The following is a 19,730-nucleotide window of genomic DNA, read 5'->3' on the forward strand; positions in this document are numbered from 1 at the left end:
TAAAAAAGGGGCCCAAGGCCCCTTTTGTTTCAGCTGAAGAAGGTTCAACCTTTGGCTTGTGCCAACAGGGTGCCCGCATCGCTGACTTCGAATTTGCCAGGGCCTTCCACGTTCAAGGTGGCGACCTTGCCATCTTTGACGAGCATGGAATAACGGTTGCTGCGCAAACCCATGCCACGCGCTGTCAAGTCCAGCGTCAAGCCTGTGGCTTTGCTGAAGTCGCCACTGCCGTCGCCCAACATGCGCACTTTGGCGCCGGTTTTCTGGTCACGGGCCCATGCGCCCATCACGAATGCGTCGTTCACGCTCACGCACCAAATTTCATCCACGCCTGCCGCCTTCAAGGCATCGTGGTTTTCCACATAACCTGGGACATGCTTGGCCGAGCAGGTGGGCGTGAAAGCGCCAGGCAAGGCAAACAGAGCGATGGTTTTACCTGCTGTGGCTTTGGCCACGTCCACCGGATTGGGGCCAATGCTGCATCCGTTGCCTTCTACTTCAACGTATTCCATCAGCGTGGCTGCTGGCAATGTGTCTCCGACTTTGATCATGTTGTGCTCCTTGTTGTGATGTGGCGATATTGCCGGGGTAAAAAAAAACGACCCACCATTGTGGGTCGTTTTCAAAAAGTTTGCAGCAGTTGGCCGGATGGGCTTAAACGGCAGCAGCTTTCTGAACCAGGCGCGTAGCAACCCAGTTTTTGGTCTTCGAAATCGGACGGCTTTCCGTGATTTCGATGGTATCGCCCAGGTGGTATTGACCTGTTTCGTCGTGCGCGTGGTACTTGCTCGACTTGGCCACGATCTTGCCGTAGAGCGCGTGTTTCACACGACGCTCGACCAGCACGGTCACGGTTTTGGCGCGCTTGTCGCTGACCACCTTGCCAATCAAGGTGCGCTTGAGGGATGTTTTAGCTTCCGTCATGGTCACTCCTTACTTGGCGGCTTGCTTTTGGGCAAGGATGGTTTTGGCACGGGCGATGGCACGGCGAGTCTGGCTCAGCGTACCGGTGTTGCCGAGTTGTTGCGTGGCTTTTTGCATACGCAGACCAAAGTGGGCTTTTTGCAGCGCCTTGATCTCGTCTTTCACACCAGCAACGTCTTTTTGGCGCAATTCAGCAGCGTTCATTTCTTGTTTCTCCTGAATTATTGGCCAATCATGCGGGCCACAAAAGTGGTACGCAAGGGCAACTTTGCAGCGGCCAATTTGAAGGCTTCACGGGCCAACTCTTCGGGCACGCCTACGATTTCGTAGAGCACCTTACCGGGTTGGATTTCAGCCACGTAGTACTCGGGGTTACCTTTACCGTTACCCATACGCACTTCAGCAGGCTTGGTGGAGATCGGCTTGTCAGGGAACACACGAATCCAGATACGGCCGCCACGTTTAACGTGACGGGAAATCGCACGACGTGCGGCTTCGATCTGACGGGCCGTCAAACGGCCACGGTCTGTGGACTTCAGGCCGAAGTCACCGAACGCCACCGTGTTGCCACGGGTAGCGACGCCGGTGTTGCGGCCTTTCTGTTCCTTACGGAACTTTCTGCGAGCAGGTTGCAGCATGTTGTTACTCCTTATTGACCGTCAGCTGCTGCAGCTGGCGCGGCGACTGTGCGTACGCGCTTAACGGCGGGTTTGGCATCACCACCTGCACCGGCGGGCTTGTCGCTGCCGTCAGTGGGGGCTGTGTTGGTGCCAGCGGGACGACGTGGGCCACCACGGCGATCGCCTGCGGGGCGCTCACCTGGACGGGCATCACGGCGTGGACCACGTGGGCGGCGCTCTTCTTCTGCACGTGGCTCAGCCAGTGCAGGAGCATCGTTGCGACCCAAGGTGTCACCTTTGTAGACCCAGACCTTGACACCGATGATGCCGTAGGTGGTCTTGGCTTCGGAAGTGGCGTAGTCGATGTCAGCGCGCAGGGTGTGCAATGGCACACGGCCTTCGCGATACCACTCGGTACGCGCAATTTCGATACCGTTCAAACGGCCAGCCGACATGATCTTGATGCCTTGGGCACCCAGACGCATGGCGTTTTGCATGGCACGCTTCATGGCGCGGCGGAACATGATCCGCTTCTCGAGCTGTTGGGTGATGCTGTCAGCGATCAGTTGAGCATCGATTTCAGGCTTGCGCACTTCTTCGATGTTGACGGCGACAGGCACGCCCAGACGAGCAGCGAGTTCTTTCTTGAGCAACTCGATGTCTTCGCCTTTTTTGCCGATCACCACACCTGGACGAGCCGAGAAAATGGTGATGCGGGCGCTCTTGGCTGGACGCTCGATCAGCACGCGGGAAACCGCAGCGTTCTTGAGCTTGGCCTTGAGGTACTCACGCACCTTGATGTCTTCAGCCAGCATGCCAGCGAAGTCTTTGTTGCTTGCGTACCAACGGCTTGCCCAGTTACGGCTGACGGCCAAACGGAAGCCGGTAGGATGGATTTTTTGTCCCATGTTTCTTCCCTGGCTTAGTTGCCGACCGTCACATACACATGGCATGTGGGCTTGCTGATACGGTTGCCACGGCCTTTGGCGCGGGCGGTGAAACGCTTGAGCGTGGTGCCTTGTTCGACGTAGATGGTTTTCACCTTCAACTCGTCGATGTCGGCACCGTCGTTGTGTTCAGCGTTGGCGATGGCGGACTCCAAAACCTTCTTGACGATGCCCGCAGCTTTTTTCTGCGTGAAAGTCAAAATGTTCAGAGCTTGATCCACTTTTTTACCGCGAATCAAGTCGGCGACCAGGCGGCCTTTATCGACCGACAAACGGACGCCCCGGAGGACTGCACGTGTTTCCATGGTCTTTCCTTATTTCTTCTGGACTTTTTTGTCCGCAGGGTGACCCTTGAATGTCCGGGTCAGTGCGAATTCGCCCAATTTGTGGCCAACCATCTGGTCAGTCACATAAACAGGAACGTGTTGCTTGCCGTTGTGAACGGCAATGGTCAGACCGATGAAATCGGGCAGAACCATGGAGCGACGCGACCATGTCTTGACGGGCTTTTTATCTTTGGTGGCGACGGCTTTTTCAACCTTGGCCAACAAATGGTGGTCAACGAATGGACCCTTTTTGAGAGAGCGTGTCATTGTCTAACCCTTACTTCTTGCGACGCGACACGATCATGACCTGTGTGCGCTTGTTGTTACGGGTACGGTAGCCCTTGGTGAGGTTGCCCCACGGGTCTACTGCATGACGGCCTTCGCCGGTACGGCCTTCGCCACCACCGTGCGGGTGATCCACAGGGTTCATGGCCACGCCACGAACCGTTGGGCGGATACCCATCCAACGCTTGACACCGGCCTTGCCCAATTGGCGCAGGCTGTGTTCTTCGTTGGCGACTTCACCAATGGTTGCACGGCACTCGATGTGGATCTTGCGAACTTCACCGGAGCGCATACGCACCTGAGCGTAGATGCCTTCGCGAGCCAGCAGAGTGGCCGAAGCACCAGCCGAGCGAGCGATCTGAGCACCAGCACCGGGCTTGAGCTCGATGCAATGGATGGTCGAACCCACGGGGATGTTGCGGATAGGCAAAGTGTTGCCAGCGCGTATAGGCGCTTCTGGGCCCGACATCAGGGTGGCACCGGTTTCAATGCCACGAGGGGCAATGATGTAACGGCGCTCGCCATCGGCGTAGCACAGCAAAGCAATGTGCGCAGTACGGTTTGGATCGTACTCAATGCGCTCGACTTTCGCCGGGATCGCATCTTTGTTACGCTTGAAGTCGACCACGCGGTAGTGGTGCTTATGACCACCGCCTTTGTGGCGTGTTGTGATGTGACCGTTGTTGTTACGGCCCGACTTCTGGTGCTGGGGTTCCAGCAACGGAGCGTAGCCTTCACCTTTGTGCAGGTGGTCACGGGTGACCTTCACCACGCCACGACGGCCTGGGGATGTCGGTTTGATCTTGATGACAGCCATGATTACGCGGCCTCCCCGGACAGGTTCAGCTCTTGACCTGGTTGCAGCGTGACATAAGCCTTGCGAACGTTGTCGCGACGGCCAATGGTCTTGCCAAAACGCTTGGTCTTGCCCTTGGTATTCACCACAGACACGCCTTTGACCTCGACCTTGAACATCAATTCCACAGCGGCTTTGATTTCAGGCTTGGTAGCGTCCTGCAGCACTTTGAATGTCACAGCATTGGATTTTTCTGCAACCATGGTGGCCTTTTCGGACACGATGGGAGCCACCAACACGGACATCAGACGACCTTCGTCAAACTTCACGGCGCTCATGCAAACATCTCCTTGAGTTTGTCCATGGCACCTTTGGTCACGAGGACTTTCTTGAAGTTCACCAAAGACACGGGATCGGCGTAACGTGGCTCAACAATCAGGATGTTGATCAGGTTGCGCGATGCCAAGTACAGGTTTTCGTCGACTTCGTCGGCGATCACCAGCACATTGTCGAGACTCATGGCCTTGAACTTGGCAGCGAGCTGCTTGGTTTTAGGTGTCTCAACTTTGAAGGAATCCACCACAGCCAGACGGCCTTCGCGGGCCAACTGAGAAAAGATCGAAGCCATACCAGCGCGGTACATCTTCTTGTTGATCTTCTGTGTGAAGTTTTCGTCGGGCATGTTCGGGAAAATCCGACCACCACCACGCCACAAAGGCGAGGAAGTCATACCAGCACGAGCGCGACCAGTGCCTTTTTGTTTAAAAGGCTTCTTGGTGGAGTGGTGAACTTGTTCACGGTCCTTTTGAGCGCGAGTGCCTTGACGGGCATTGGCCTGATAAGCCACCACGATTTGGTGGATCAGGGCTTCGTTGTATTCACGACCGAACACAGTCTCTGGCGCGTCCACTTTGGAGGCGGCTTGACCTTGGTCGTTCAGGAGTTCGAGCTGCATCAGTTCGCTCCTTTGGCTTTGATGGCGGGACGCACGGTCACGAAACCACCCTTGGAGCCAGGGATGGCACCTTTGACCATCAACAGGCCACGGGCTTCGTCAACGCGGATGACGGCGAGGTTCTGCGTGGTGCAAGTCACATCACCGAGGTGACCCGACATTTTCTTGCCTGGGAACACGCGGCCTGGATCTTGGGCCATCGAAATCGAACCGGGCACGTTGTGCGAACGGCTGTTACCGTGCGATGCGCGCTGCGATTTGAAGTTGTGACGCTTGATCGTGCCGGTGAAGCCTTTACCAATGGAAGTGCCTTGCACGTCCACCTTCTGGCCCACAGCAAACACGGCAGCCACGGGCACAGTGGCGCCAGCGGCGTACTGGGCAGCCGTGTCGGCGGTCACGCGGAATTCTTGAATGATTTCACCGGCTTCAACACCGGCTTTGGCCAAGTGACCAGCGATAGGCTTGGTCACGCGCGATGCCTTGCGGGCACCAAATGTCACTTGCAAAGCGACATAGCCATCGTTCTCTTGGGTTTTGACCTGGGATACGCGGTTGTTAGACACATCCAGCACTGTGACAGGAACGGAATCCCCATCATCAGTGAACAGACGCATCATGCCCACCTTGCGACCCAGCAACCCGAGGGAGTTGCTCAGACTCATTGTTTTCTCCAAAACTTCCACCGAGGCCACTTCAATTGGCAGCCCCGTTTGGTGTGTGAAAGACTGTTAATAAATCTCACCCCAAAAAGAGGTGAGCCTGAAATTATAGCCCGACTCGCCATTTCTGGCAAATCGGGCCTGATTTCAAGTTTTTGGATGGCTTTTCAACCACCCCAAACCGCATTACTGCAGCTTGATTTCGACGTCCACGCCAGCGGGCAGATCGAGTTTCATCAGGGCGTCCACAGTTTTATCTGTAGGGTCCACGATGTCCATCAAACGCTGGTGCGTACGGATTTCCAACTGGTCACGGCTGGTCTTGTTGACGTGCGGCGAGCGCAGGATGTCAAAACGCTTCATGCGTGTTGGCAAAGGCACGGGGCCCTTGACAATCGCACCCGTGCGCTTGGCAGTGTCAACGATCTCGGCAGCGGACTGGTCGATCAGTTTGTAGTCAAACGCCTTCAGGCGAATGCGGATTTTTTGCTTGGATGACATGTCAATTCCTTGTGGTGAGTGTTCTGCTTGCTACAGCGCAAAGGCCAGGCCTTTGCGCTGCTGCGCCACAAAAGAATTAAGCGATGATCTTGGCAACCACGCCAGCGCCAACCGTGCGGCCGCCTTCGCGGATAGCGAAGCGCAAGCCTTCTTCCATCGCGATGGGGTTGATCAACTTCACAGTGATCGACACGTTGTCACCAGGCATCACCATCTCTTTGCCTTCTGGCAATTCGATCGCGCCGGTCACGTCAGTCGTACGGAAGTAGAACTGGGGACGGTAGTTGTTGAAGAAAGGCGTGTGACGGCCACCTTCGTCTTTGGACAAGACATAGATCTCGCCCGTGAAGTGGGTGTGTGGCTTGATCGAACCTGGCTTGCACAGCACTTGGCCGCGCTCGACGTCTTCGCGTTTGGTGCCGCGCAACAAGATACCGACGTTGTCGCCAGCTTGACCTTGGTCCAGCAGCTTGCGGAACATCTCAACGCCTGTGCAAGTGGTCTTGACAGTGTCTTTGATACCCACGATTTCGATTTCTTCGCCAACTTTGACGATACCGCGCTCGATACGGCCAGTCACCACAGTGCCGCGACCGGAGATGGAGAACACGTCTTCCACGGGCATCAAGAAAGCACCGTCCACTGCGCGGTCAGGCGTAGGGATGTAAGTGTCCAAAGCAGCCGCCAGCTTCATGATGGCTTCTTCGCCCAATGGACCTTTGTCGCCTTCGAGGGCCAGCTTGGCAGAACCCTGGATGATCGGTGTGTCGTCGCCTGGGAAGTCGTACTTGGACAACAACTCGCGAACTTCCATCTCGACCAGTTCCAACAACTCAGCGTCGTCGACCATGTCGCACTTGTTCAGGAACACAATGATGTAAGGCACGCCAACCTGACGGGCCAAGAGGATGTGCTCGCGGGTCTGAGGCATAGGGCCGTCAGCAGCGGAGCAAACCAAAATAGCGCCGTCCATCTGGGCAGCACCGGTGATCATGTTCTTCACATAGTCAGCGTGGCCGGGGCAGTCCACGTGCGCGTAGTGACGGTTTTCTGTTTCGTACTCGACGTGAGCGGTGTTGATCGTGATACCACGAGCCTTCTCTTCGGGCGCTGCGTCGATCTGGTCGTACGCTTTGGCTGCACCGCCGAACTTGGCTGCCAACACGGTGGTGATGGCGGCTGTCAGGGTGGTTTTGCCGTGGTCAACGTGACCGATGGTGCCCACGTTCACGTGGGGTTTGGTCCGTTCGAATTTTTCTTTAGCCATTTTTCAATCCTTAAAAAGAGCAATGCCCGTGTGTTGGTTTAATGTTTGCATCAGGTTGCTGGATCACTCCGCACGGGCACAGAGTGGCACTTGATCGCAGACAGTTTCTGAACTTTCAGATCTGACTATCGCTTGCTTTTCGCTTGCTTTAGTCAGAGGTGCCCGAGCAAATTCGCAAGCGAATTGGGTCCGGCACACAGTCTTTTATTTTGCGCGCGAAGCGACGATGGCTTCGGCCACGTTACGTGGAGCTTCAGCGTAGTGCTTGAATTCCATCGTGTACGTTGCACGGCCTTGCGACATCGAGCGCAGCGTGGTCGAGTAACCGAACATTTCGGACAATGGCACTTCGGCCTTGATGGCTTTACCGCCACCGACCATGTCGTCCATGCCCTGAACCATGCCACGGCGTGAGGACAAGTCGCCCATCACGTTACCGGCGTAGTCTTCTGGGGTCTCGACTTCCACAGCCATCATGGGCTCCAGAATCACGGGCTGGGCTTTGCGGCAACCTTCTTTGAAACCAAAGATGGCAGCCATCTTGAAGGCCATTTCGTTCGAGTCCACGTCGTGGTACGAACCGAAGTGCAGAGTGACTTTGACGTCAACGACTGGATAGCCAGCCAACACGCCTTGGCCCAAAGCTTCGATCACGCCTTTTTCGACCGCAGGGATGTATTCGCGAGGAACCACACCGCCCTTGATGGCGTCAACGAACTCGAAACCTTTACCTGGCTCTTGGGGCTCAACCTTCAGAACCACGTGGCCGTATTGACCCTTACCACCGGACTGACGCACGAACTTGCCTTCGGCTTCGTCCACGGTCTTGCGGATGGTTTCGCGGTAAGCCACTTGAGGCTTGCCGACGTTGGCTTCCACACCGAATTCGCGCTTCATGCGGTCCACGATGATTTCCAGGTGCAGTTCGCCCTGACCACCAATGATGGTCTGGCCCGACTCTTCGTCGGTTTGCACGCGGAAAGATGGATCTTCAGCAGCCAGGCGGGACAAAGCGATGCCCATTTTTTCCTGGTCAGCTTTGGTCTTGGGCTCAACGGCTTGGCGGATCACGGAGTCAGGGAAAACCATGCGCTCCAAGGTGATCACGTCGTTAGGGTCGCACAGGGTTTCACCGGTGGTCACGTCTTTCAAGCCCACGCAAGCGGCGATGTCGCCCGCACGGATCTCGTCGACTTCTTCACGGTTGTTGGCGTGCATCTGCACGATACGACCAATACGCTCTTTCTTGCCGCGCACCGAGTTGAACACGGTGTCGCCTTTTTTCAGCACGCCGGAGTAAACACGCACGAAAGTCAGCTGACCCACGAACGGATCGGTCATCAACTTGAATGCCAATGCCGAGAACTTCTCGTTGTCATCGGCCTTGCGGGTGATTTCTTTTTCGTCTTCGTCAAAGCCCTTGATGGCTTTCACGTCCAAAGGAGAAGGCATCAATTCCAGAACTGCGTCCAGCATGCGCTGCACGCCTTTGTTCTTGAACGCTGTACCGCACAGCATCGGCTGGATTTCGCTGTTGATGGTGCGAACGCGCAAGCCTTGCGTGATTTCTTCTTCGGTCAAGTCGCCTTCTTCGAGGTACTTGTTCATCAGCTCTTCAGAAGCTTCCGCAGCGGCTTCAACCATCTTCTCGCGCCACTCTTTGGCCACTTCGACCAAGTCGGCTGGAATTTCTTCAAAGGTGAATTTCATGCCCTGAGAAGCTTCGTCCCAGATGATGGCTTTCATCTTGCGCAGATCGACCACGCCGGTGAAGTTTTCTTCAGCGCCGATTGGGATCACGATCGGCACAGGGTTGGCCTTCAGGCGCAACTTCATCTGCTCCACGACTTTGAAGAAGTTGGCACCGGTGCGGTCCATCTTGTTCACAAAAGCCAAACGTGGCACTTTGTACTTGTTGGCCTGACGCCACACGGTTTCAGACTGAGGCTGCACGCCGCCCACAGCACAGTAAACCATGCAAGCGCCGTCCAGAACACGCATGGAACGCTCAACTTCAATGGTGAAGTCAACGTGGCCGGGGGTGTCGATGATGTTGATGCGGTGGTCTTCGAAAGAGCCGTCCATGCCCTTCCAGAAGCAGGTGGTGGCAGCCGAGGTGATCGTGATGCCACGCTCTTGCTCTTGCTCCATCCAGTCCATGGTGGCAGCGCCGTCGTGCACTTCACCAATTTTGTGGTTCACGCCGGTGTAAAACAAAATACGTTCGGTCGTGGTGGTCTTGCCAGCGTCAATGTGCGCCGAAATACCAATGTTGCGGTAACGCTCGATGGGGGTGATGCGAGCCATATATTTCTCCAATGATTAAGTACCAAAGCCCGCCACCCCTTTTGGGGCCAGCGGGCTGGCTTCTGACAGTGTGAGGCTTCTTGATGAAGCCCCTGTGAATCAGAAGCGGAAGTGCGAGAACGCCTTGTTGGCTTCGGCCATGCGGTGAACTTCGTCACGCTTTTTCATGGCACCACCACGGCCTTCGTTGGCCTCGAGCAATTCGTTGGCCAAACGCAGGGCCATCGACTTCTCACCGCGCTTACGTGCGGCTTCTTTGATCCAGCGCATCGACAGGGCCAAGCGACGAACAGGGCGCACTTCAACAGGCACCTGGTAGTTCGCACCACCCACGCGGCGGGATTTCACTTCCACCATGGGCTTGACGTTGTTGATGGCGATGGAGAACAGCTCGACAGGGTCTTTGCCTGTTTTCTTTTCCATGTTTTCGAGTGCACCGTAAATGATGCGCTCGGCAACAGCTTTTTTGCCGCCTTCCATGATCACGTTCATGAACTTGGACAACTCGACATTGCCGAACTTGGGATCCGGCAGGATTTCACGTTTAGGGACTTCGCGACGACGTGGCATATTTCACCTCATATTGCTTCAGTTGGTATCTTTTCAGACACCGCGAGCGTTATTCAAAACACTCACTTACTCGACCCACCTGGACAATTCCGGGCTTCGGGTCACTTCGCTGGATCACCGCGCCACGCGGGAAACAGCACCGAAAAATTTCAACCCAAAAGGGCTTACTTGGCTTTTGGCTTCTTCGCGCCGTACTTGGAGCGAGACTGCTTGCGGTCTTTCACGCCTTGCAGGTCCAAAGAACCGCGGACGATGTGGTAACGCACACCTGGCAAGTCTTTGACACGACCACCGCGCACCAGAACAACAGAGTGCTCCTGCAGGTTGTGGCCTTCACCGCCGATGTAAGAGATGACCTCAAAACCGTTGGTCAAGCGCACTTTGGCAACTTTACGCAGAGCGGAGTTAGGCTTTTTAGGCGTTGTGGTGTACACACGGGTGCAGACACCACGACGCTGTGGAGAGTTTTGCATCGCAGGGCTTTTGGACTTGATCGTTTCGACCTCGCGCCCCTGACGCACCAATTGATTGATGGTTGGCATTGTTTGTAACGTCCCTAAACGTTTAAAAAGACAAAAGAAACTTCTCCGCCCCAAAAGCGGAAAAGCCCGCCAGTATAACCGCCTGGCGGACTGATGGCAAGTTATCCACAATTTGCACCAAGAGGCGGGCTCAATCTCACTTGATCCACAGACGCACGGCGTCCCACGCACGGCCCAAAACACCCGCTTGCTCAACGGCTTCCAAGGCCACCAAGGGAACTTCGAACAAGGGCTGGTCGCCGCGCAACACCTTGAGCGTACCCACGGGCTGGCCCTTGCTGAAAGGCGCCACCAGCGGGTCCGGGCGGGCCACCTGGGTTTTGATCTGGGCAGCCGAGCCCGCAGGAACCGCCACCACCAGGGGCTGGAAAGACCCCAACTTCAAGACAGGCGACTTGCCCTTCCAAAGGGCCGGACTCACCACAGCTTGACCGGCCTCAAAGAGTTTGACCGCATCGAAAGCGGTGTATCCCCAATTGAGAAGCTTCTGGCTTTCGTTGGCCCGTGCATTTTCGGTGTCCGCCCCCAAAACGACCGATACAAGGCGGCGAGAGCCCACATTGGCAAAGTCGCGCTTGGCCGTGGCCACCAGGCAATAACCCGCCGCGTTGGTGTGCCCAGTTTTCAGGCCATCCACCGAAGGGTCCCGGAACAACAGCAAGTTGCGGTTGCTGTCGTTGGCGGCGGGTGTGCCTTCATAGCGGTACTTCTTGATGGCGTAATAAGGCACAAATTCCGGAAAGTCCCGCATCAGGCGGGTGGCCAAGATGCCCAGATCCCGAGCGGTGGTGCTGTGCCCCGCTTCCGTCAGCCCTTCGGGGTTGCGGTAGGTGGAGTTCTTCATGCCCAAGACTTTGGCCTGGTCGTTCATCAGTTGTACAAAACGCTCCACACTGCCGCCCACCCCTTCGGCCAAGGCGACGGAGGCATCGTTGCCCGACTGAACAATCATGCCCTTGATCAGGTCTTCGACCGGCACCCGCATTTTGGGGTCGATGAACATGCGCGAGCCCGGCATTTTCCAGGCCCGCTCAGAAACCGGCAAGGTTTGCTTGAGGTCAATTTTGCGGGACTTCAGGGCATCGAACACCAGATACGCCGTCATCAATTTGGTCAAAGACGCAGGCTCCACCGCCATGTCCGGGTCTTTGGCCGCCAGCACCTGGTTGGCGGTGACATCGATCAGCAAATACGCTCTGGCCGCGACCTCGGGTGGCTGCGGCATTTGCGCCTGAGCGCTCAGAGTCAGGGCCGCCAAGAAAGCCAGGGCCAGTTTTTTTAATGAAATTGTCATGCGGGTCTTTACCGTCTGGACGCGCTCTGCTGCGCAGCGCCGGGGATCAGGCACGAAGGTGCCTGGCCACCAAGGTTTTGAGAAGGGGCAATTGTCCGTGAAAGAAATGCTCAACCCCCGGAATGACCGTGACGGGCAAGGATTGGGGTCTGGCCCAATCCATCACACTGACCAGCGGCACCGTATCGTCTTGCTCACCGTGCAGCACCAAGGTTTGCTCGTGCAGCTCGGGCGCCACCGGAGCCACCTCAAAGCGCGAAGCGGCTGTGCCCACCAAGACCAGTTTGTCGAGGCTGCGCATGGGGGCCAGTGTCCGGACGACATGGCTGGTCACAAAGGCCCCAAAGGAAAAACCGGCCAACGCCAAAGGGCAAGAGGGCGCCACTTGGTCGATCACCGCCTGCATGTCCGCCGCCTCCCCGCGCCCCTCGTCGTAAGCGCCCGCACTGGCCCCCACACCACGAAAATTGAATCGCACGGCCTGCCAGCCACACTGCACAAAGGCGCGTGCCAAGGTCTGCACCACCTTGTTTTGCATGGTGCCGCCAAACAAAGGGTGGGGATGAGCAATGACGGCGGTTCCTCGGATGTCCCCTTGCACGGGGGCATCGCACAAAGCTTCGATGGCACCCGCCGGGCCTTGCAGAATCAAGGATTGGGTGGCGGCGTTCATCAGCGCCCCAGATGCTCGGGCGTGACCAAGCGCTGGACCACTTGGCCGTTTTTCAAGTGTGACTCGACAATTTCATCGATGTCGGCTTTGTCCACATAGCTGTACCAAACGCCTTCCGGATAAACAACGGCCACCGGCCCACCCGAGCAACGGTCAAGGCAACCCGCTTTGTTGACGCGGACCTCCCCCGGCCCCGCCAAACCCAGAGATTTAACTTGGGCTTTGCAATGGTCAAAGGCCTCTTGCGCCCCTTGCTGGGCGCAGCAGGCCTCGTTGTTTTTGCGCTCATTCAGGCAAAAAAAGATGTGGCGCTTGAAATAGGGTGGGCTGGAGTTTTCGATGGTCATGTCCGAATTTTAGGTCCGGACCTGATCACGCATCTCTCGTAAGGGCGGGCGACGACAGGCGATTGATCAGATACAAGAGCAAGGCATAAGGCCACAACCAACCCAGCCACTGGCTAAGGCCATGAAAACGGATGAAACGCCCCTGCTCCCAAGTTTGCAGCGTGAGGGCAAAGTAGGCGTCGGCCGAAGCATTGTTGAGCAAACTCAGTTGCCACACCAAGGCCGCCAGCGCCAGCACCCAACACACGCGCGCTCCGCAAAACGACAGGATCACCATACCGGCTAGCGCCAACGCCAAGCCCATCATCACCTCGGTGCTGACCCAGTCCCAGGCGTGGGCTGGGCCATAGGTGAGCGCCGCAGACAGGGCGCTTGCAGCAAAGCCCGCACCAAGCAACAGTGCAGCAGCAACCATGCGCTGCCCCCACAGGCGCAACACCCCGAAAGCCAGCAAACAAGGCAGCAGCAAGCCAATGGCAACACAAAGAATTTCGCTCACGGGCAACAAGGGTTGCAGCTCTACCTCACGCAAAGGCAACCACTCCAGCCAAGGCGTGTCTTGCAGCACCTGAGCCAAGGCGGTCTCCACCCGCTCAAGCACCTGCCCCAAACCAAACGTCACGGGAGCAGGAAACAACAAGGCCACAGGCCACACGGCCAACAAAGCCATGGCGCCACTGGCATCGGACACAAACCAACGGTCACGAAATCGGCTCCAGCGGTCGAGCATGCCCACCCGCTCCAAGGCGCTGGCCATGACAGCCCCAGAAAAAGCGCCAGAGATGTTCAATGCAGCGTCCACATTGGAGGGGACCCGCACAGGCAAGAACATCTGCATGGACTCCATCGCCAAGGACAGCGCCGCGGCGGACAAGGTGGTCACAGCAATGGCGGGCCAGCGGTCACGGGTCCGATGCAAAGCCAAGGCCATCAAAAATCCAAAGGGCGCATAGCCGGCCACGTTGGCGCCGACATCAAAACCCGTCCAATACCGTGGCAAAGGGGCTGACAAAAAAGCCCACGGCGCAATGCCTTGAATGCGCCAATTGTCAAAAGGATACAAACTGGCATAGACGATCAGGGCCGCATAGATCCACACCAGAGGCCAAGCGGCCGTTGTGCGCAAGGGGGTGGTGCGCATGCCCTTCTCTTAAAACGGCTTGACCACCACCAAAATGACGGCAGCCAGCATCATCAGCACAGGCGCCTCATTGAACCAGCGAAACCAGACGTGGCTGCGCTGCATCTGACCGTTCTCAAATTTGCGCAGCAAAACACCACAGCTGTGGTGGTAGCCCAACAAGGCCAGCACGATCAAGAGCTTGGCATGCATCCAACCTTGCCCGCCCCCCAGGCCAATGCCGTAGTAAAGCCACAGCCACAAACCCAGCGCCAGCGCGGGCACCGCCAAAATGGTCATGAAGCGGTAAAGCTTGCGTGACATCAACAGCAAACGCGCCCGCTCTGCCACTGAGCCAGGCTCGACCATGGCCAGATTGACGAAAATCCGCGGCAGGTAGAACAGACCAGCAAACCAGCTGGCGATGAAAACGATGTGAAGGGCTTTGATCCAGAGCATGGCTCAAGTGTAGTCAGTGATGGCGAGGTCCGCCCTTGGGCTTGTGCAGGCAAAAAAAACCCCCGGCCTGAGGCCGAGGGCAGGAAGCCCCTTGGCGTCACCGCGTCAGGGCCCCGCTCAGGGAGGAAAAGCGGGAGGCAGCAAGCTGCCCGAGTTGGAATTTATCAAATAACAAAACCAATAACAAGCGCGTATTTATTTTTAATGTTGATTTTGTTATTTGATTGTCCTCATGCTGTATTCAACGCCCGCACTGCCACCTGAGCGACTGCCCACATCCTGCAACTTTTGGCATCTGCGGGGACTTCAGGCACAATTTTCAGCATGAACCCAGTCGCCCCCTTCCCCGCCAACCGCCCACGCCGCTTGCGCCGTGACGAATTCACCCGCAATCTGGTGCGCGAACACCGCGTCACAGCGCACGACCTGATCTACCCGGTCTTTGTGCTGGACGGTCAGAACCAGCGCCAGCAAGTGGGCTCGATGCCCGGCGTGGAGCGCCTGAGTCTGGACCTGCTGCTGCCCGTGGCCGAAGACTGCGTCAAGCTGGGTATCCCGGTCATGGCGCTGTTCCCGGTGATCGACGCCAGCCTGAAAGACCCCACAGGCAGTGAAGCCATGAACCCCAATGGCTTGGTGCCACGCGTGGTGCGTGAGCTGAAAAAGCGCTTTCCCGAACTGGGCGTGATGACCGACGTGGCGCTCGACCCCTTCACCAGCCACGGCCAGGACGGCCTGCTGGACGAGACCGGCTACATCTTGAACGACGAAACCACCGCCGTGCTGGTGCAGCAGGCCCTGACGCAAGCCGAAGCCGGTGTCGACATGGTCGCGCCCAGCGACATGATGGACGGCCGCATCGGCGCGATCCGCCAGGCGCTCGAGGCGCGTGGCCTGATCCACACCCGCATCATGGCCTACAGCGCCAAGTACGCCAGCGCGTTTTACGGCCCTTTCCGCGACGCGGTCGGCTCGGCAAGCAATCTGGGCAAGAGCAACAAAAAGGTCTACCAAATGGACCCCGGCAACACCGACGAAGCCCTGCGCGAAGTCGCCATGGACCTGGCCGAAGGCGCCGACATGGTCATGGTCAAGCCTGGCATGCCTTACCTGGACATCGTGCGCCGGGTCAAAGACGAGTTCAAGGTGCCCACCTTTGCCTACCAGGTGTCGGGCGAATACGCCATGCTCAAAGCCGCAGCGCAAAACGGCTGGCTGGACCACGACCTCGTCATGATGGAAAGCCTGCTGGCCTTCAAACGCGCTGGCGCGGATGGCGTACTGACTTACTTTGCCCGCGACGCTGCACGCTGGATCGCCTCCCATTGAAAAATGCCCAAAGCCTTGCGGGCGTGCCCGGCATTCGGGTGTTCAGCATCCAGGGCAGCCAGGTGCAAGCTGGGCCTTCGCAAGGCTTGGACACCGTCCTGCCAGAGTCCTTGCCTGAACAAGGCTTCCTCTGGCTGGCTTTTTCCCGCTCGCATTTCGAGCAGCATTTACCCGCCATCCAAGCCAGCCTGCAACAACTAACAGGGCAAAGCCTGGTGGATCTGCATGTCTCGGACCTGCTCAACGGCCAACTGCCCTCACGCTACGACTTCACCTCGCACTACGACCTGCTGGTGTTTCGCCGATTGGCGCAGCAAACGGTCGCCGTACCCCGGCACAGCGAAACCAAAGCCGCACACGCCTCGGGCAAACGACCCGGTCCGCCCATCTTGCGGCGCATCGACACCAGCCCGGTGGGTTTTGCGGTGTTTGAGCGGGTCCTGCTGAGCGTTCACCCCGACGACTGCGCCGTGCGCGAAGCCTACGCCAGCCGACTGTTGAACGCGACGGGTGACAAGACTTTGGCGCACGACCCCCGCTCGGCAGGGGCACGGGGCATTCCCTTGAGCCCAGCCGACATGATGCTGCGCATCGTCAGCCAAATGGTGGACGCCTACCTGGACTTGCGCCGCGAACTGAGCCGCCAGCTCGACCACTGGCAGGCCGAGCTGATTCACCCCGGTGCGCGCTTTCGACGTTGGGACGCCTTGCTGCAAGCCCGCCTGGCCCTGCACCAGCTCGAAGACCTGTGCGACGACCAGCACACCGCCATGCTCAACTGGAACGAAACCCTGGACGACTGGGTGGTGAGCGAGGACCCGACCGCGCTGCGCGAACACGAACTGCTCAAGGTGCGCTGCCGCGATGTGCTGGAGCACATTGACCGTGTGGTCCACCATGTGCGGCGTCTGGAGCACAACACCGAAACCGCCGTGCAAATGCACTTCAATGCCCAAGGCAACCGCACCAACGACATCATGCGCACCCTGACAGCGCTGACCGCGATCTTTTTGCCGCTGAACCTGATCGCGGCGGTGTTCGGCATGAACTTCGAATTCATGCCTTGGCTGCATCAGGCCAGCGCCTTTTGGTGGACGCTGGGCGGCATGGCAGCTGTTGCCGCCACGCTGGGCCTGGTGTTCTGGCGCAAGCGCTACTTGGCGCGCACGGGCGATTGATCGGCCAGATCAGCCCAAGTGCTGCTTGAAAAACGCCAGTGTGCGTTCCCGCGCCAGCTGGGCCGAAGGCGCATGCCATGAACCGCGCTGGTCGCAGTTGAAACCGTGGTGCGCGGGATAGGTGAACACCTGCACTGAAGGATGGGCCTTTTTAAAGGTCTCGACCGTGTCCAACGGAATCCACTTGTCCTCGTCGGCAAAGTGCGCCAACACAGGCACGCGAGGCTGACGGGCGGTTTCGGCTTCTGTGGTCACGCCGCCGCCGTAATACGGTGCCGCAGCGCTCAGGCCGGACAAAGTGCAGGCCGCACGCCAGGTCAGCAAACCGCCCCAGCAATAACCCACAATGCCCACCTTGCCGCCTGAAGACTTGGCCGCATGGTCAATCGCTGCTTGAATGTCCTGCATCACGCCGGGCGCGGGCAATGCCTCTGCAGATGTTTTGTAGCCAAAGCCTTCGCCCATGTCGGCATCGGTGTACCCCAATTCCACCCCAGGTTTGACGCGGTGAAAGGCGGCCGGCGCCACCGCCAGGTAACCTTCAGCGGCATAGCCGTCGGCCACGGCGCGGATGTGGCTGTTGACGCCAAAAATCTCCTGAATCACCACCACCGCGCCCTTGGGTGTGCCTGCAGGGCGAGCTTCGTAGGCGGGCACCCTCGTGCCGTCTGCACTTTGCAGTTCAATCATCGTTCCCATGTGTTTGCCTTTCAGTTGCAAATATGTTCAAGAGGCCAGCGCACGCTCAACAAAGTCGAGTCGGTCCTGGCCCCAAAAAATTTCGCCATCGACCACATAGCTGGGCGCGCCAAACACCCCCGCATCGATGGCCGACTGGGTATAGGTCTCGTAGCGCTCTTGCACGGCTTGACTGTGTGAGGCCTCCATCCACTTGGCCGGCAGTCCCTGCTCGATCAGCAACTCAGCCAACACCTTGTCATCGGCCATGTTGCGCTCTTGCGCCCAGCAAGCCGCCAAAATCGCGCCTGCAATTTTCATGGCGGCCTCAGCGCCTTGGGCCAGATCGGCGGCAATGATCAGACGGGCCGAGTCGTCGCCACCGACGGGGAAGTACTTGGGCTTGAGGTTCAGGGGCACATTCAGGTGCTGGCTGAAGCGCTGCAATTCCAGCAGCCGATACGCTTGGCGCTGAGGGGCACGTTGACCCAAAGGCAAGCCGCCCGAAATCGGGAATACCTTGCCCCCCAAATCGATGGGCATCACCCGCACTGTGGCACCGTGGCGCTGCACCATGTCGGCCAAGCGCTGGTGGCCCAAGTAAGCCCAGGGGCTTTGCGGGGCGAAGTAATAGTCCACTGTGCGACCCATGCTGTCTCCTTGTGTGTTGTGTAATCTTTGAACGAAACAAGGGTTTTAACCGTTCTCACCATTTTTTGCAGGAGACACACCATGAACAAAGTCTTGTTGGTGACCGGCGGTAGCCGGGGCATCGGAGCCGCCACCGCCTTGTTGGCAGCCCAAAATGGCTGGTCTGTGGCGGTGAACTACACCGCCAACTCGCTCGCCGCCGACGAGGTGGTGCGGCAAATTCGCGCGTCAGGCGGCAATGCGATCACGGTACAAGCCGATGTGGCCGACGAAGCGCAGGTCATGCGCATGTACGAGCACATCGATGCCAAGCTGGGCCGCCTGTCAGGCCTCGTCAACAACGCAGGCGTGGTGGATGTGTATGCCCGGGTGGCCGACATGAGTGTGGCCCGCTTGAAACGCATGTTCGACATCAACGTGATCGGCAGCTTGGTCTGCGCCCGTGAAGCCGTGCGCCGCATGAGCACCCGCTACGGCGGTGAAGGCGGCAGCATCGTCAACGTGTCGAGTGCCGCAGCGCGACTGGGCTCACCCGGTCAATATGTGGACTACGCCTCAGCCAAAGGGGCGATTGACGCCTTCACGCTGGGCCTGGCCAAAGAAGTCGCGGCCGAAGGCGTGCGCGTCAATGCCGTGCGACCCGGCCTGATCGACACCGAAATTCACGCCTCGGGCGGCCTGCCCGACCGCGTCAAAGACCTGCAGCACCTGGTGCCCATGCAACGCGGTGGTACCGCTGACGAGGTGGCGCAAAGCATCGTCTGGCTTTTGTCTGATGCTGCGAGCTACACCACCATGAGTCTGATCGACGTCTCAGGGGGCCGGTGATGGGTCAAATCAAATATTACTGGGAAGACTTTGCGGTGGGCCAAGTGCGCGACTTGGGCACCATCACGCCCACGCGCGAAGAAATCATCGCCTTTGCCACCCAGTTCGACCCGCAACCCTTTCACCTGGACGATGATGCGGCCAAAGCCTCGGTGTTTGGGGCCCTGTCGGCCAGTGGTTGGCACACCTGCTCGATGGCCATGCGCTTGATGGTGACCAACTTTCTGTGCGAAACCTCGAGTTTGGGCTCGCCGGGGCTGGAAGGCATCAAATGGCTCAAGCCCGTTTACCCCGGCGACACGCTGCGACTGCAAAGCACCATGCTCGAGACCAAACCCATGGGCAAGCGGCCGGATGTGGGCATGACGCGCAACCTGTGGGAAATGTTCAACCAGCACGGCGACAAAGTGCTGCACATGGAAGGCTGGGGCATGTTCAGAAGGCGCCACCCAGCGACCTGAGCAAGCGCCC

At 58.1% G+C, this 19,730-nt stretch carries 27 protein-coding genes; 4 read left to right on the forward strand and 23 right to left on the reverse strand.

Annotated elements, in window-relative coordinates; translation table 11 throughout:
- Positions 1 to 44: 44 nt before the first annotated feature.
- The 21 genes from ACZ5SR_RS00855 to ACZ5SR_RS00955 form a co-directional block, all read right to left on the reverse strand.
- On the reverse strand, positions 45 to 551 hold the full coding sequence (locus tag ACZ5SR_RS00855) for a peroxiredoxin (RefSeq protein WP_090044307.1): 507 nt from the start codon (positions 549 to 551) through the stop codon (positions 45 to 47).
- A 103-nt stretch (positions 552 to 654) separates the two neighbouring features.
- On the reverse strand, positions 655 to 924 hold the full coding sequence (gene rpsQ, locus ACZ5SR_RS00860) for a 30S ribosomal protein S17 (RefSeq protein WP_100120205.1): 270 nt from the start codon (positions 922 to 924) through the stop codon (positions 655 to 657).
- A gap of 9 nt (positions 925 to 933) precedes the next feature.
- Positions 934 to 1,128, reverse strand: coding sequence for a 50S ribosomal protein L29 (rpmC, locus tag ACZ5SR_RS00865; RefSeq protein ID WP_053172813.1), 195 nt, complete (start codon positions 1,126 to 1,128; stop codon positions 934 to 936).
- Positions 1,129 to 1,145: 17 nt separating this feature from the next.
- Positions 1,146 to 1,562, reverse strand: coding sequence for a 50S ribosomal protein L16 (gene rplP, locus ACZ5SR_RS00870; RefSeq protein WP_019426900.1), 417 nt, complete (start codon positions 1,560 to 1,562; stop codon positions 1,146 to 1,148).
- A gap of 11 nt (positions 1,563 to 1,573) precedes the next feature.
- On the reverse strand, positions 1,574 to 2,452 hold the full coding sequence (gene rpsC / locus ACZ5SR_RS00875) for a 30S ribosomal protein S3 (RefSeq protein WP_089952292.1): 879 nt from the start codon (positions 2,450 to 2,452) through the stop codon (positions 1,574 to 1,576).
- Between the two features lie 14 nt (positions 2,453 to 2,466).
- Entirely contained in the window at positions 2,467 to 2,796 is a 330-nt protein-coding gene (gene rplV / locus ACZ5SR_RS00880) for a 50S ribosomal protein L22 (RefSeq protein ID WP_019426902.1), read from the reverse strand.
- Between the two features lie 9 nt (positions 2,797 to 2,805).
- Entirely contained in the window at positions 2,806 to 3,084 is a 279-nt protein-coding gene (gene rpsS, locus ACZ5SR_RS00885) for a 30S ribosomal protein S19 (RefSeq protein ID WP_007847809.1), read from the reverse strand.
- Positions 3,085 to 3,094: 10 nt separating this feature from the next.
- Entirely contained in the window at positions 3,095 to 3,919 is an 825-nt protein-coding gene (gene rplB / locus ACZ5SR_RS00890; RefSeq protein WP_090044295.1) for a 50S ribosomal protein L2, read from the reverse strand.
- A gap of 2 nt (positions 3,920 to 3,921) precedes the next feature.
- Entirely contained in the window at positions 3,922 to 4,236 is a 315-nt protein-coding gene (gene rplW / locus ACZ5SR_RS00895; protein ID WP_053172819.1) for a 50S ribosomal protein L23, read from the reverse strand.
- Complete coding sequence (rplD, locus tag ACZ5SR_RS00900; RefSeq protein ID WP_019426906.1) at positions 4,233 to 4,853, reverse strand: 50S ribosomal protein L4; 621 nt, start codon at positions 4,851 to 4,853, stop codon at positions 4,233 to 4,235. The genes rplW and rplD overlap by 4 nt, the downstream gene beginning before the upstream one ends.
- Entirely contained in the window at positions 4,853 to 5,518 is a 666-nt protein-coding gene (rplC, locus tag ACZ5SR_RS00905) for a 50S ribosomal protein L3 (protein WP_100120208.1), read from the reverse strand. The genes rplD and rplC overlap by 1 nt, the downstream gene beginning before the upstream one ends.
- Before the next feature lie 183 nt (positions 5,519 to 5,701).
- Positions 5,702 to 6,016, reverse strand: a complete 315-nt coding sequence (gene rpsJ, locus ACZ5SR_RS00910) for a 30S ribosomal protein S10 (protein ID WP_019426908.1) — start codon at positions 6,014 to 6,016, stop codon at positions 5,702 to 5,704.
- A gap of 76 nt (positions 6,017 to 6,092) precedes the next feature.
- A complete protein-coding gene (gene tuf / locus ACZ5SR_RS00915) occupies positions 6,093 to 7,283 on the reverse strand; it encodes an elongation factor Tu (protein WP_100174243.1) in 1,191 nt (396 codons plus the stop codon).
- 204 nt (positions 7,284 to 7,487) lie between these two features.
- Positions 7,488 to 9,590 carry an elongation factor G gene (fusA, locus tag ACZ5SR_RS00920; RefSeq protein ID WP_464449722.1) on the reverse strand — a complete coding sequence of 701 codons (2,103 nt, stop codon included), beginning with the start codon at positions 9,588 to 9,590 and terminating at the stop codon, positions 7,488 to 7,490.
- 99 nt (positions 9,591 to 9,689) lie between these two features.
- On the reverse strand, positions 9,690 to 10,160 hold the full coding sequence (gene rpsG / locus ACZ5SR_RS00925; RefSeq protein ID WP_019426275.1) for a 30S ribosomal protein S7: 471 nt from the start codon (positions 10,158 to 10,160) through the stop codon (positions 9,690 to 9,692).
- A 164-nt stretch (positions 10,161 to 10,324) separates the two neighbouring features.
- Positions 10,325 to 10,702: a 30S ribosomal protein S12 gene (gene rpsL, locus ACZ5SR_RS00930; protein WP_011466063.1), complete on the reverse strand. Its 378-nt coding sequence runs from the start codon at positions 10,700 to 10,702 to the stop codon at positions 10,325 to 10,327.
- 136 nt (positions 10,703 to 10,838) lie between these two features.
- Positions 10,839 to 11,996: a D-alanyl-D-alanine carboxypeptidase family protein gene (locus ACZ5SR_RS00935; protein ID WP_464449723.1), complete on the reverse strand. Its 1,158-nt coding sequence runs from the start codon at positions 11,994 to 11,996 to the stop codon at positions 10,839 to 10,841.
- 46 nt (positions 11,997 to 12,042) lie between these two features.
- Positions 12,043 to 12,669, reverse strand: a complete 627-nt coding sequence (locus ACZ5SR_RS00940; RefSeq protein ID WP_464449724.1) for an alpha/beta hydrolase — start codon at positions 12,667 to 12,669, stop codon at positions 12,043 to 12,045.
- Positions 12,669 to 13,016 (reverse strand): (2Fe-2S) ferredoxin domain-containing protein, encoded by a 348-nt coding sequence (locus tag ACZ5SR_RS00945; RefSeq protein WP_464449725.1) that lies wholly within the window; start codon positions 13,014 to 13,016, stop codon positions 12,669 to 12,671. Before ACZ5SR_RS00945 ends, ACZ5SR_RS00940 begins: the two co-directional genes overlap by 1 nt.
- A 25-nt stretch (positions 13,017 to 13,041) precedes the next feature.
- Positions 13,042 to 14,157 (reverse strand): VanZ family protein, encoded by a 1,116-nt coding sequence (locus ACZ5SR_RS00950; RefSeq protein ID WP_464449726.1) that lies wholly within the window; start codon positions 14,155 to 14,157, stop codon positions 13,042 to 13,044.
- A 9-nt stretch (positions 14,158 to 14,166) separates the two neighbouring features.
- Positions 14,167 to 14,595, reverse strand: coding sequence for a CopD family protein (locus ACZ5SR_RS00955; RefSeq protein WP_464449727.1), 429 nt, complete (start codon positions 14,593 to 14,595; stop codon positions 14,167 to 14,169).
- Between the two features lie 324 nt (positions 14,596 to 14,919).
- On the opposite strand from ACZ5SR_RS00955, the gene hemB reads away from it, so the two are divergent.
- Positions 14,920 to 15,924 carry a porphobilinogen synthase gene (gene hemB, locus ACZ5SR_RS00960; RefSeq protein ID WP_464449728.1) on the forward strand — a complete coding sequence of 335 codons (1,005 nt, stop codon included), beginning with the start codon at positions 14,920 to 14,922 and terminating at the stop codon, positions 15,922 to 15,924.
- 32 nt (positions 15,925 to 15,956) lie between these two features.
- Positions 15,957 to 17,102 carry a magnesium transporter CorA family protein gene (locus ACZ5SR_RS00965; RefSeq protein ID WP_464451080.1) on the forward strand — a complete coding sequence of 382 codons (1,146 nt, stop codon included), beginning with the start codon at positions 15,957 to 15,959 and terminating at the stop codon, positions 17,100 to 17,102.
- 9 nt (positions 17,103 to 17,111) lie between these two features.
- Here ACZ5SR_RS00965 and ACZ5SR_RS00970 read toward each other — a convergent pair whose 3' ends face one another.
- Together ACZ5SR_RS00970 and ACZ5SR_RS00975 are read right to left on the reverse strand one after the other, a co-directional pair.
- Positions 17,112 to 17,801 carry a dienelactone hydrolase family protein gene (locus ACZ5SR_RS00970; protein WP_464449729.1) on the reverse strand — a complete coding sequence of 230 codons (690 nt, stop codon included), beginning with the start codon at positions 17,799 to 17,801 and terminating at the stop codon, positions 17,112 to 17,114.
- A 27-nt stretch (positions 17,802 to 17,828) separates the two neighbouring features.
- Positions 17,829 to 18,431, reverse strand: a complete 603-nt coding sequence (locus ACZ5SR_RS00975) for a DsbA family protein (protein WP_464449730.1) — start codon at positions 18,429 to 18,431, stop codon at positions 17,829 to 17,831.
- A gap of 81 nt (positions 18,432 to 18,512) precedes the next feature.
- Here ACZ5SR_RS00975 and ACZ5SR_RS00980 point away from each other — a divergent pair, with 81 nt between their 5' ends.
- Complete coding sequence (locus ACZ5SR_RS00980) at positions 18,513 to 19,259, forward strand: SDR family oxidoreductase (protein ID WP_464449731.1); 747 nt, start codon at positions 18,513 to 18,515, stop codon at positions 19,257 to 19,259.
- Positions 19,259 to 19,720, forward strand: coding sequence for a MaoC family dehydratase (locus tag ACZ5SR_RS00985; protein ID WP_464449732.1), 462 nt, complete (start codon positions 19,259 to 19,261; stop codon positions 19,718 to 19,720). The genes ACZ5SR_RS00980 and ACZ5SR_RS00985 overlap by 1 nt, the downstream gene beginning before the upstream one ends.
- Positions 19,721 to 19,730: the final 10 nt, after the last annotated feature.

It is taken from the genome of Limnohabitans sp. TEGF002, assembly GCF_055395845.1.

Bases quoted from the DNA above. Each gene is read 5' to 3' on its own strand.
- rplP (WP_019426900.1), bottom strand. From the start codon at position 1,562: ATGCTGCAACCTGCTCGCAGAAAGTTCCGTAAGGAACAGAAAGGCCGC.
- rpsJ (WP_019426908.1), bottom strand. From the start codon at position 6,016: ATGTCATCCAAGCAAAAAATCCGCATTCGCCTGAAGGCGTTTGACTAC.
- rpmC (WP_053172813.1), bottom strand. From the start codon at position 1,128: ATGAACGCTGCTGAATTGCGCCAAAAAGACGTTGCTGGTGTGAAAGAC.
- rplW (WP_053172819.1), bottom strand. From the start codon at position 4,236: ATGAGCGCCGTGAAGTTTGACGAAGGTCGTCTGATGTCCGTGTTGGTG.
- ACZ5SR_RS00955 (WP_464449727.1), bottom strand. From the start codon at position 14,595: ATGCTCTGGATCAAAGCCCTTCACATCGTTTTCATCGCCAGCTGGTTT.
- ACZ5SR_RS00945 (WP_464449725.1), bottom strand. From the start codon at position 13,016: ATGACCATCGAAAACTCCAGCCCACCCTATTTCAAGCGCCACATCTTT.
- fusA (WP_464449722.1), bottom strand. From the start codon at position 9,590: ATGGCTCGCATCACCCCCATCGAGCGTTACCGCAACATTGGTATTTCG.
- rpsL (WP_011466063.1), bottom strand. From the start codon at position 10,702: ATGCCAACCATCAATCAATTGGTGCGTCAGGGGCGCGAGGTCGAAACG.
- rpsC (WP_089952292.1), bottom strand. From the start codon at position 2,452: ATGGGACAAAAAATCCATCCTACCGGCTTCCGTTTGGCCGTCAGCCGT.
- rplD (WP_019426906.1), bottom strand. From the start codon at position 4,853: ATGCAGCTCGAACTCCTGAACGACCAAGGTCAAGCCGCCTCCAAAGTG.
- ACZ5SR_RS00985 (WP_464449732.1), top strand. From the start codon at position 19,259: ATGGGTCAAATCAAATATTACTGGGAAGACTTTGCGGTGGGCCAAGTG.
- rpsS (WP_007847809.1), bottom strand. From the start codon at position 3,084: ATGACACGCTCTCTCAAAAAGGGTCCATTCGTTGACCACCATTTGTTG.
- hemB (WP_464449728.1), top strand. From the start codon at position 14,920: ATGAACCCAGTCGCCCCCTTCCCCGCCAACCGCCCACGCCGCTTGCGC.
- ACZ5SR_RS00975 (WP_464449730.1), bottom strand. From the start codon at position 18,431: ATGGGTCGCACAGTGGACTATTACTTCGCCCCGCAAAGCCCCTGGGCT.
- rplB (WP_090044295.1), bottom strand. From the start codon at position 3,919: ATGGCTGTCATCAAGATCAAACCGACATCCCCAGGCCGTCGTGGCGTG.
- ACZ5SR_RS00970 (WP_464449729.1), bottom strand. From the start codon at position 17,801: ATGGGAACGATGATTGAACTGCAAAGTGCAGACGGCACGAGGGTGCCC.
- rpsG (WP_019426275.1), bottom strand. From the start codon at position 10,160: ATGCCACGTCGTCGCGAAGTCCCTAAACGTGAAATCCTGCCGGATCCC.
- ACZ5SR_RS00940 (WP_464449724.1), bottom strand. From the start codon at position 12,669: ATGAACGCCGCCACCCAATCCTTGATTCTGCAAGGCCCGGCGGGTGCC.
- rplV (WP_019426902.1), bottom strand. From the start codon at position 2,796: ATGGAAACACGTGCAGTCCTCCGGGGCGTCCGTTTGTCGGTCGATAAA.
- ACZ5SR_RS00950 (WP_464449726.1), bottom strand. From the start codon at position 14,157: ATGCGCACCACCCCCTTGCGCACAACGGCCGCTTGGCCTCTGGTGTGG.
- rplC (WP_100120208.1), bottom strand. From the start codon at position 5,518: ATGAGTCTGAGCAACTCCCTCGGGTTGCTGGGTCGCAAGGTGGGCATG.
- ACZ5SR_RS00980 (WP_464449731.1), top strand. From the start codon at position 18,513: ATGAACAAAGTCTTGTTGGTGACCGGCGGTAGCCGGGGCATCGGAGCC.
- rpsQ (WP_100120205.1), bottom strand. From the start codon at position 924: ATGACGGAAGCTAAAACATCCCTCAAGCGCACCTTGATTGGCAAGGTG.
- ACZ5SR_RS00855 (WP_090044307.1), bottom strand. From the start codon at position 551: ATGATCAAAGTCGGAGACACATTGCCAGCAGCCACGCTGATGGAATAC.
- tuf (WP_100174243.1), bottom strand. From the start codon at position 7,283: ATGGCTAAAGAAAAATTCGAACGGACCAAACCCCACGTGAACGTGGGC.
- ACZ5SR_RS00935 (WP_464449723.1), bottom strand. From the start codon at position 11,996: ATGACAATTTCATTAAAAAAACTGGCCCTGGCTTTCTTGGCGGCCCTG.